The sequence below is a fragment of the Halorubrum sp. CSM-61 genome, from assembly GCF_003781945.1.
In the GTDB taxonomy this organism is placed as follows: Archaea; Halobacteriota; Halobacteria; order Halobacteriales; family Haloferacaceae; genus Halorubrum.
This window is the reverse complement of sequence record NZ_RJJW01000014.1, coordinates 22646-31727: the sequence shown is the minus strand read 5'-3', so window position 1 is coordinate 31727 and position 9082 is coordinate 22646. Positions and strand designations below refer to the sequence as shown.

The 9082-nt window shown below is 68.3% G+C and carries 10 protein-coding genes and 1 pseudogene; 2 read left to right on the top strand and 9 right to left on the bottom strand.

Translation table 11 applies throughout. The features are described 5' to 3' along the window. The 3 genes and pseudogenes from EDM04_RS17730 to EDM04_RS17720 all read right to left on the bottom strand — a co-directional run. Positions 1-518: pseudogene (locus EDM04_RS17730) on the bottom strand (RNA-guided endonuclease TnpB family protein); the annotation flags it as partial. Positions 519-776: 258 nt separating this feature from the next. Further along, complete coding sequence (locus EDM04_RS17725; protein WP_123624478.1) at positions 777-1685, bottom strand: hypothetical protein; 909 nt, start codon at positions 1683-1685, stop codon at positions 777-779. A gap of 121 nt (positions 1686-1806) precedes the next feature. Next, the gene (locus EDM04_RS17720) at positions 1807-2055 is read right to left on the bottom strand and encodes an antitoxin VapB family protein (RefSeq protein WP_123624476.1); all 249 of its coding nucleotides are present in this window, start codon (positions 2053-2055) and stop codon (positions 1807-1809) included. Between the two features lie 162 nt (positions 2056-2217). Here EDM04_RS17720 and EDM04_RS17715 point away from each other — a divergent pair, with 162 nt between their 5' ends. After that, positions 2218-2697, top strand: a complete 480-nt coding sequence (locus EDM04_RS17715; protein WP_123624474.1) for a universal stress protein — start codon at positions 2218-2220, stop codon at positions 2695-2697. 44 nt (positions 2698-2741) lie between these two features. Here the strand turns inward: EDM04_RS17715 and EDM04_RS17710 are convergent, their stop codons facing one another. From EDM04_RS17710 to EDM04_RS17700, 3 genes are all read right to left on the bottom strand, one after another. Then, on the bottom strand, positions 2742-3419 hold the full coding sequence (locus EDM04_RS17710) for a DJ-1/PfpI family protein (protein ID WP_123624472.1): 678 nt from the start codon (positions 3417-3419) through the stop codon (positions 2742-2744). A gap of 66 nt (positions 3420-3485) precedes the next feature. Beyond that, positions 3486-4172 carry an SCO family protein gene (locus tag EDM04_RS17705; protein WP_123624470.1) on the bottom strand — a complete coding sequence of 229 codons (687 nt, stop codon included), beginning with the start codon at positions 4170-4172 and terminating at the stop codon, positions 3486-3488. Positions 4173-4264: 92 nt separating this feature from the next. After that, positions 4265-4768, bottom strand: a complete 504-nt coding sequence (locus EDM04_RS17700; protein WP_123624468.1) for a winged helix-turn-helix transcriptional regulator — start codon at positions 4766-4768, stop codon at positions 4265-4267. 114 nt (positions 4769-4882) lie between these two features. On the opposite strand from EDM04_RS17700, the gene EDM04_RS17695 reads away from it, so the two are divergent. Then, entirely contained in the window at positions 4883-5230 is a 348-nt protein-coding gene (locus EDM04_RS17695; protein WP_123624466.1) for a hypothetical protein, read from the top strand. A 28-nt stretch (positions 5231-5258) separates the two neighbouring features. Here EDM04_RS17695 and EDM04_RS17690 read toward each other — a convergent pair whose 3' ends face one another. From EDM04_RS17690 to EDM04_RS17680, 3 genes are read right to left on the bottom strand one after another with little or no spacing between them, the layout of a single operon-like run. Beyond that, positions 5259-6122 carry a copper ABC transporter permease gene (locus tag EDM04_RS17690; RefSeq protein WP_123624464.1) on the bottom strand — a complete coding sequence of 288 codons (864 nt, stop codon included), beginning with the start codon at positions 6120-6122 and terminating at the stop codon, positions 5259-5261. Next, positions 6119-6934 carry an ABC transporter ATP-binding protein gene (locus EDM04_RS17685; RefSeq protein WP_123624462.1) on the bottom strand — a complete coding sequence of 272 codons (816 nt, stop codon included), beginning with the start codon at positions 6932-6934 and terminating at the stop codon, positions 6119-6121. The genes EDM04_RS17690 and EDM04_RS17685 overlap by 4 nt, the downstream gene beginning before the upstream one ends. Further along, on the bottom strand, positions 6927-9074 hold the full coding sequence (locus tag EDM04_RS17680; RefSeq protein ID WP_123624460.1) for a NosD domain-containing protein: 2148 nt from the start codon (positions 9072-9074) through the stop codon (positions 6927-6929). The genes EDM04_RS17685 and EDM04_RS17680 overlap by 8 nt, the downstream gene beginning before the upstream one ends. Between the last annotated feature and the right edge of the window lie 8 nt (positions 9075-9082).

Below are 9082 nucleotides of genomic sequence, written 5' to 3'. Positions count from 1 at the left end.
ATCTTGACTTGTTGAACGTTCTCCACGGTGGAAAGGTCAACGTCGGGGCGGGTCTGGTACTTACACAGGACGAAGTCCGACCAGTACTCCTTGAGGTTCGAGCCTTTTGAGAGTCGGACTCGGTCGTACTGAGTGTCGAGTTTGAATCCAGCGGTTTTGAACGTCACCGTCGAACGCGGGTGTTCGTCGCCGTGTTTGCGGTAGCCGGGCGGGTTCGCTTTCGTGTCTCCGTTGCGTCGCTTGCCGTACCAGCCGTTGAACGCCTCAGCGAGTTCTTGAAGGACTCGCTGACTTGACTGAGAATGGAGGTCATCGTAGCGTTCGTGTGACTTCAGGTACGTGGTGAGTTCGGTGTGGTTGGGGATGTGACCGATTTCATCCCAGATCCGACTACACGTCCACCGTCCAACGTTCCAGAGCTTACTGGCTGCGAACCCGAGCGAATCAAGGTCGTCCGACACCCGTGACTGATTCCGTATGGAAGCAGCGTAGGTGCGAGTAACGACCTGTTTCGCCATACGTAACCTATATAGACAAAATTACTTGAAAGTACGTATTGGCGCAGCGTGGAATATCCAGCCGTGCCATCCGAACGGTGGACTGCGAAGGGTAGTGTCGGATTCATCCCCGCGCTAAAGCGCGAGGCTTTCTCCTCGATTCTCCGTAAATACAACTTCGGGCTGCCCGTGACGCTCGGTCGCCACCAGCCCCTCGTAGACCTCTCTGGGACCGCGCTCACACACCTCCAGACATGACCGAGGAGTTTGAGTCAGTAATCATAAATATCCCAAATCTTCGAGTGCGTCTTCTACCTCAGCAACTTGCCGTTGGGATTCAATAGACCCCTCTTTTTCATGCCTGTCCTCAGCTGAAGTAACTGCCCAAGGCACTTTGCGGGTTTTTGGATGGAGGACGGCGACTGGATGTCTATACACGCCGAACTCCCCGAACGCCTCGCCGTGATCCGCGCTTATGACTACTTTTTCAGCGTCGTGATTATTGAGAAGAGTCTCAACATGCTCCAGAACCATCCTGAGGTCGTCGATATAGCAATCCCAGACGGCATCAAAGTCACCACCGTCTTTGAGGAAACTCCACGGATCATCCTCATGATCGTGCAACTCGTCTCGCTCTTCCTTGATGGCTTGTGAAATATACGGCTCGTGGGGCTGACTGTAGTGGACTATCATCCGGTCCGGTTCGTATTCCCTATGATAACCGATAGCCCGCTCGGTTACGTATTCCGGATCAGGGTGGCCGAGTAGGTCCTTACCATGTCGCCACGGCTGGTCAAGCGCACGCAAGTCGTCCGCGGTCAGGGTCCTCCAGTTACAGTTAGAGAGTCCGCGGTCCTCCTCGGGTCGCCAGCCGTTTTCGAGAATTTGTTCGGAGTATCCGTTGGCGGAGATGTACACCGTGTTTGACACGTCTCGGGCATACTCCTCGACGAACGTGTTCGCCATCCAAGTGTACGAACCACTGGCGATTGATGTTATGCTACCTATATCGTCGCTCGATGGCAGGAAGTCGTAGTCGTCAGCAACTTCCTTGAGAGCGTCTACTCGGCAGGTATCGAGAAGAACGAGAGTGTCCCAGTCGCGCTTGTAGACATTCGTTCCCACTGGATAGCGAGACATGAACGACAGAGCAACACCAACATACTGGTCGAAAGCCCATTTGATCATATCTTCTGATTAAGCATTATTGACTGGCTCACCGACGTTCTCGTTGATCGCCCGGATGTCGTCCCAGGTGAACGCTTAAGATCGTAGGGGAGGTCGTAGATGTCTGGCCGGTGAGCGTTATTCACATCACACCTCTCCACGGATTGGTCGAACTGGATCTCGAAGTTGTCCGAAATATTTTGTAGTAAACCACTGGAAGAGTGCAGTCCTTGTAGTCGGCCTCGTCGTCGTTCAAAATCCCGGCCAGATCGAGAAACGACCTCCCACCGATGAGCCGTTTGACGGCTTCGAAGAACATCTCGTCCGTCCGCTTCTCGCGCTTAATGCGCTCGTATACGTCGTCATCGATCCGAACGTTTCGGGTACTCATACGTATAGGTCGTAAACGAATCCTATTGAAAGTACCTCTGAATTAACAAATGTAGCTGTCCGCGCCTTCGCCTCCTCGTCAGCAATCTCGTCGACCCTTCAATTCTCAACTCGATTATTCGCACCGACAGCGTATTTATGTCTCGCCCGCGATGATCTCGACATGACCCTCGTCGTGGTGCCGGTCCGGTTCCCGCCGTCGTCTCACTCGGAGGCGACGCTGCGCGAGGCCGTCCGCGTCGCCGAGGAGCGCGACGCCGACCTCACGATCCTCCACGTGGACCTCTATCAGAACTCGGGCGGCGTCTCCCGGAGCGATCTCAAACGCGCCGTCGAACAGCGGATCGGCCGGACCGACCGCGCGCGGTACGTCGTCCGCCGCGGGTTCCTCGTCGAGGAGACCATCCTCGAAGAGATCGTCGCCGAGGGCGCCGACGTGGTCGTCATCGGCTCGAAGCAGGCCGGCCGCTGGCGGCGCATGGTCCAGAAGCTCCTCTCCGACCCCGACATCGACTCGTACCTCCGCGACGAGCTCGACTGCACCGTGATCACGGTCGACGGCGACGGCGACACGACGAGCAACGAGACGGCCGACGGCGAGGACAACGCCGCGCCGCTGCCCGAGGACGGCGCCGGCGACTGACCGGGCTCGGGCGCTCGGGCACTCGAGCTCTTTTCTCGCTTCTCTCACTCCTCGCCGGCGACCTCGTACCGGCGCTCGTACTCGATGACGGTCGCGACGCGGTCGGCGATCGCCTCGCCGAACTCCCGCTCGACGAGGTGGAGGGCGAGGTCGATCCCGGAGGTAACCCCGCCGGCGGTGAGCAGGTCGCCGTCGTCGACGACCCGCGCGTCCACGATCTCGGCCCCCGACTCGCGCAGCTCGTCGATCGCGGAGGCGTGGGTGACCGCGCGCCGCCCGTCGGTGACGCCGGCCTCCGCGAGCAGCATCGCCCCGGTACAGACCGCGGCGGTCCGGACGCCGCCGGCGTGGTACTCGCCGAGCGCGCGCGGCACGTCGCCCTTCCGCGCTTCCGCCCACGCGCTCGCGTCCTCGTCGCGCGCGGTCCAGCCCCCGCCGGGGACGACGAGCAGGTCGGGCGCGTCCTCGCCGTTCGGGTCCGGGAGCACGCCGTCGACGCCGACCCGCGTCCCGTGGCTCGCGGTCACTTGCTCGCGCTCGTCGAGAGTGACGTACCGGACGCGGCCCGAATGCCCGGCGGACTCGGCGTCGTCGGCCGTCTCGTCGTCTCCGGCGTCGCTCGCCGCCTCCGCGGCGTAGCCGAGCGCGTAGTCGAACACCTCGTACGGGCCGATCCCGTCGAGTTCGTCGAACCCGTCGTACAGCAGAATGTCGATGTTCACTGTCGAGAGCGTACGCACCCGGTCATCATGTGCGTTCCCCCGGCGACACTCCGTGACTCCCCCCACTCACTCGCCGTCGAACGCCTCGACGACCGCCTCGATGTCGCCGGCGACGCGGTCGCGGTCGATCGTCTCGCCCCGGTAGGCGCGCTCGACGACGCCGTCTGGGTTGACGAGCAGGGTGAGGACGATGTGCGTGAAGTCGTACCCCCGCAGCCGATCGCTCTCGGTCGTCCGCTCGAACCCGATCCCGAGCCGGTCTTCCACGACCGTTTTCGCTCGCTCCGGAGTCTCCGGGCGGAGGTAGTGCCAGTTTCCGGCGTCGAGGTCAACGCCGACCGACTCGGCGTTGTCGCGCAGCGCCGCCTCGTCGTCGCGCTCGGGGTCGAACGTGATCGGGAGGAACAGCGTCTCGTCGGTCAGCCCCGCGTCGGCGACGCGCCGTTGCACCCGGACGAGCCGCCGGAAGAGGACCCCGCACTCCGCGGGACAGAAGGTGAAGACACCGGCCACGATCGCGGTCCGTTCGATGGCCTCGCTGTCGATGGTGATCCCGGCGATCGGGTCCCGCAGTTCGAACGCCGGGAGCGGCTCGCCGTACGCGGGATACGCGAGGTCCTCGCTGTCCGCTATCTGGTCCTCTTGGGGATCGAGCACGACGCCCTCCGGCCCGCCGTCGAGCGCGGCCGTGCACCCGGCGGTCGCGCCGGTCGTCGCCGCGGCGATCCCGCCGAGCAGCGCTCGTCGTCGCATACCGGAAGTAACGGACGGAAAGCGCATAACCGGTCTGGTGCGATCGGCGAACGCGACGGCGAGAGGAGGGTCCGCGAGCGAGGGGAACCCCCTCACTCGAACAGGCTGTCGACGGTCCGAACGAACCGGTCGACGATCCGGTCCGGGAGCGACGCCGACACCTCGTCGAGGAGCGCCGCGGTCCGCTCGGGGCGCGCGAGCGAGAGGCGCATGGGCCGGTCGTCGGACTTCTCGACGATCCCGCTCTCGGCGAGGTTCGAGACGTGCCACGAGACGGTGCTGCGCGCGAGGTCGAGCTCCTCCGCGAGCGCCCTCGGCCGGGTCGGTCCGTCGGCGTGGAGCCGGACGAGGATCTCGCGGGCGGTCTCCCGCCGGAGGAAGGCGAGCGCCCGCCGCTCCCACGGGTCGAAGGCGGGGTCGAAGTAGTGGGCGCGCCCGCCGATCCGCTCGACCGCGACCTCGCCGTCGCGGACGAGCCGGCGGAGGTGGTACTGCGCCTGTCCGGTGGCGATGTCGAGGTCCCGGCCCACCCGGTTGAAGTGGACGCCCGGCGTGTCGCTGACGTGTCGGCGGACCCGGGCTCTGGTGTCCGGCATGCGTGCTCGTCGTGAGCTACCGGATCGGCATTTAAAAGGGGCGCGGGCGTTCCCTCGGCGCGGGAGCGGTCGGGGAGTGTATTCTTATCGGTTGCCGCACTACGACTCGACAGCGTGATTCCGATTCCCGCGAGCGCGACCGTCGCAGGGTGGGGCGTAGAGGGGTCGCTGCCGCTGCTCGCCGTCGTGGTCGTCGCCGGCGTCGGGACGGGGCTGCTCTTCCTCGTGAGCCTCGTCGCGTATCGCCGCCGTCGAGGCGCGCAGTACGCCCTTATAAGCGTCGCCGTCGGCGCCCTCCTCGTCCGCTCGGTCGTGGGCGCGGGCACCGTCCTCGGCGTCGTGCCGATGCCGGTCCACCACTACCTCGAACACAGCCTCGACTTCCTGATCGCCGCGGTCGTCCTCTACGCGGTGTACGCCTACGCACCGGGGTCGGTGGGCGACGACGCGCCCTCCGACTGATCGACAGAGAGCCGGTTCGCTGACCGCCTCAGTCGACGATCCCGCTGCGAACGCGCTCGATAGCGGCGTCGACGCGGCGGCCGTACGCCAGCGCCCCGCCCGAGACGACGGCGCCGAGGAGCGTCCAGCCGACCAGCGACCCGACCGCGCGGCCCGTCGAGACGAACCCGCCCTCCGGCGCGAAGGCGACGCCGATCACGTGTTCGAAGACGAGCCCGCGGAACGCCCCGTTCGGCGTCAGCGCGAGCGATCCGGGGATCGTCGCGGGCGATGCCCCGGCGCCGATCGAGCGGAGCAAGAGGAGGTCGCCGCCGAGAACGCCGGCGACCAGCGCGAGGACCCCGAGCGCGATCGCGCTCCGGCGGCTCGCGGCGAGCGCCGAGACGGCCGCCGCGAGCGACACGTACGCCGCCCCGAAACAGAGGACGAACGCGAGGAACCGGAGGTACAACAGCGGCGAGTCGATCCCCGTGTGGGTCGCGAAGATCCCCGTGTCGGGCGCGGCCGTCAGCCAGACACCGGTACCGACCAGCGCGTACGGGACGCCGACGACGGCGACGAGCGCGACCGTCCGCGCCAGCAACACCCCGGCGACGTACTCGCCGACGCGGACCGGATACGTCCGGATCACCGCGAGTTCACCGCTCGCGCCGTCGGCGAGCAGCGCGCGGTAGCCCAACACCACCGCGGCGAGCGGGACGAGCGCCTCGGTCGGGAGGAGCAGGTCGACGACCGCCGGCACGAACCCGGTCGCGCCCCCGCCGCCCGCCGCGAGCAGGCCGCCGACGGCGACGAGCAGCCCGACCGCCAGCACGCCGTAGCCGGGGGTCCGGACCACCGTCGCGAGCTCCCGCCGAAACACGGTCGCGACGCCGGTGAGAGGGCCCCTCATCGGTCCGACACCCCTGTGACGTGGACGTCCGGCTCCGTGTCGCCGCCGTCGATTTCGCCCTCATCGCCGCCGTCGTCACCTCCTCCGTCGCCCTCGGGCACCTCGCCCTCGTCTCCTGGCAGCGCACCCGTCTCCCCCGTCACGACGCGGTACAGCTCCCTCGCGTCGGCGGCGTCGCGCTCGTCGAGCAGCCGGTCCAGCGGTCCCGCGGCGGCGACCCCCCCGCGACGGAGGACCACGACGCGGTCGGCGTGGTCGTCGACGAGGTCGAGCGCGTGCGAGGAGACCACGACCGCGGTGTCGCCGTCCGCCCGGTCGGCCGCCGCGCGGAACGCACGCTCGCGCATCCCCGGGTCGAGACCGCTCGCCGGTTCGTCGAGGACCACGAGCGAGGGGTCGCCGAGGACCGCCTGCGCGATTCCGAGCAGGCGACGCATGCCGCCCGAGAGCGCCTCGACGCGTCGGTCGCCGGCGTCGCCGAGCCCGACCCGGTCGAGCGCGGCGTCCGGGTCGTCCCCGACGAGGCGCGCGTAGAACGCGAGCGTCTCGCGGGCGGTGAACCCCTCGCGGAACGGTACCCGCTGCGGGAGGTACCCGATCGGCTTCGCCCCGATTGCGTCGGGGTGTCGGACCTCGCCCGCCGTCGGCGCCGTCGCGCCGACGAGCACTCTGAGGAGGGTCGACTTCCCGGACCCGTTCGGGCCGATCACGGCGGTGAGGCCCGGTTCGACCGCGAGCGACACCGATTCGAGCACCGGCACGCCGCCGTACGTTCGGCTGACCTCGGAGAGGGACGCGACGGCCTCAGACATCGCTGACACCCCGAGTCGAGCCGACCACCGGACCGGCTGCCGGCGCGGTCGCTCCCGCGGCGGTCGGCGTCCGGTCAGATCGCTGCGCTCTCGGCTCGATACCGTCCGCCGTTCCGCTCCGATCGTGTGCGTTCATGGCTGCGTCCTCGTCCCCGCTACCGCCGTCGAGCTCGGCGCGCCAGTCAGTACGAACCGGTCCCGCGCCCGGAGCGATCGCGGCGTCGACCCGGTCCGGCGAGTACGGCGCCGTCGCCGGCGTCGGATCGATGATGCTCCCCGAGCGCGCGCCGGGAACGGTCCCGCGGAGGCGGTCGAGGAGGGCGACCGCGGGCGACTCGCGCACGGCGACGGCGGCGACCTCGCGGTGGAGCGCGGCGTCGACGGGGGAAGTCGGTCGATACGCGCGCTCGCCCGGCTCGTGGACTCCGACGTTCGCCCCGTCCCAGTAGTTCCCGCGGTCGCCGTCGGCCCAGACTCGAAGCGCGCCCGCCCCGGCGGTCGCGTGGTCCGCGTTGCCGACGAAGTCGTTCGCGACGACCCGGCTCGACGGGACGACCGTGGTCGCTCGTGCGCCCAGCTCGTTGTCCGCGGCCACGTTGCGCTCGTACAGCGACCCCCGCGAGCTGGTCGAGAAGCCGAGTTCGTTGCCGACCAGCGTGTTGTACCCGACGTACGTCCGGGTTCCAGAGACCTGTATCCCCGCGCTGGAGTTCCGCACGTCGTTGCCGACGATCGCGTTGCCCGCCGGCCGCGTCATCACCGTGACGCCGGCGTACAGCTCGTTTTCGAACGCGTTGTCGGCGATCAGCGCGTCGCCCGTGTACATGAGGTGCGTCCCGTACCGGTTGTCCGCGAACGTGGAATTCCGGACGATCGAGCCGTCGGCGCGGTGGAGGTAGATCCCGTCGCGGCCGCCCTCGAACGCGCTGTCGGTCACCGTCACCCGCGACTCCATCCCCGTGATCCCCATGAAGCCGTCCTGCCACTCGTCCGTCCCGTCGACGCGGAGGTCCCGGACGACCGCGTGAGAGCGCTCTCGCAGGAGCAGTCCGCTCGCGTTCGCCTCGACCGTCACGTCGTCGACGACGAGCCCCGGCGCGCCGATCGCGCGGATCCCCGCGTCGCCGTGACCGTAGCCGAGCTGGATGTTGGTGTCCCACGACTCGTCGTCGCCCGAACCGTCGACCCCACCGTCGCCTGCGCGGCCCTCGCGCGCCGCCTCCGGGTCGCGCGTCTGGTTCCCGCTCCCGTCGACAGCGATTCCGGTGAGCGCCACGTCCGGCGCCCGCACCGTGATCACCGACCCGTTACCGTCGCCGCTGATCCGCGCGTCCTCGCCGGCGATCGTGACCGACTCGTTCACCGTCAGGGTCTCGTCGTAGGTCCCCGGCGGGACGACGACGGTCGTGTTCGCCGGCGCGGCCGCGACCGCCGCCTCGATCGTCGGCGCGTCCGCTCCGACGACGACCGAGACCGGCCTGTCGGCGCGGCGCTCGGCGGCCGCGACGCGCTCGGCGGCCGCGTCCCATCGCTCGGGGGCCATCGAGCGCACCGTCGCCGCGGAGTCGGTGTCGAACGACCGACCTCGAACCGTCTCCCAGTCGACCGCCCGCCCGCCGTGGTCGGCGGCGAACGCCTCGGCGGCGTCCCGCTCGCGGAAGGGGACGACCGTCTCGCCCGCGGGACTCCGCGCGTCGCTCCCGACGACGTAGGTCGCCTCCGCCGCCGTCGTCCACTCGCCGGCGGATTCCGACGCGAACAGTCCGGTCTCGGTCGTCCCCGGTCGGGCGTCGTCGAACGTCTCGACGTAGGCGGTGATCGGGTAGCCGAACTGGCGTTCCGTCCGGCCGTCGTCGAGCGTCGCCGCGAACGACTCGACGCCGTTGTACCCGACGACGTACTGGAGCTGCGAGTAGAAGACCTGCGTCCGCGGCACCCTCGCCGACCCGGCCATCAGCGCGTCCGTCTCGGCGGAGAGCCCGAGCTCGACCGCGTCGTCGTAGGCGACCGGCGAGGGCGCGGCCGCCTCGGGGTCGGCGGCGAACGCCCCCGCCGTCGCGACGACGGCGGCGAGGAGGAGCGCGACGAGCGCGATCCGGAGCGCGCGAGACGGGTCGCCGTAGGGGTCGAAAAACGCCACGGCGGACC

Excerpts from the sequence above, each read along its gene's own strand:
- EDM04_RS17725 (WP_123624478.1), bottom strand. The coding sequence starts at position 1,685 with ATGATCAAATGGGCTTTCGACCAGTATGTTGGTGTTGCTCTGTCGTTC.
- EDM04_RS17720 (WP_123624476.1), bottom strand. The coding sequence starts at position 2,055 with ATGAGTACCCGAAACGTTCGGATCGATGACGACGTATACGAGCGCATT.
- EDM04_RS17715 (WP_123624474.1), top strand. The coding sequence starts at position 2,218 with ATGACCCTCGTCGTGGTGCCGGTCCGGTTCCCGCCGTCGTCTCACTCG.
- EDM04_RS17705 (WP_123624470.1), bottom strand. The coding sequence starts at position 4,172 with ATGCGACGACGAGCGCTGCTCGGCGGGATCGCCGCGGCGACGACCGGC.
- EDM04_RS17700 (WP_123624468.1), bottom strand. The coding sequence starts at position 4,768 with ATGCCGGACACCAGAGCCCGGGTCCGCCGACACGTCAGCGACACGCCG.
- EDM04_RS17690 (WP_123624464.1), bottom strand. The coding sequence starts at position 6,122 with ATGAGGGGCCCTCTCACCGGCGTCGCGACCGTGTTTCGGCGGGAGCTC.
- EDM04_RS17685 (WP_123624462.1), bottom strand. The coding sequence starts at position 6,934 with ATGTCTGAGGCCGTCGCGTCCCTCTCCGAGGTCAGCCGAACGTACGGC.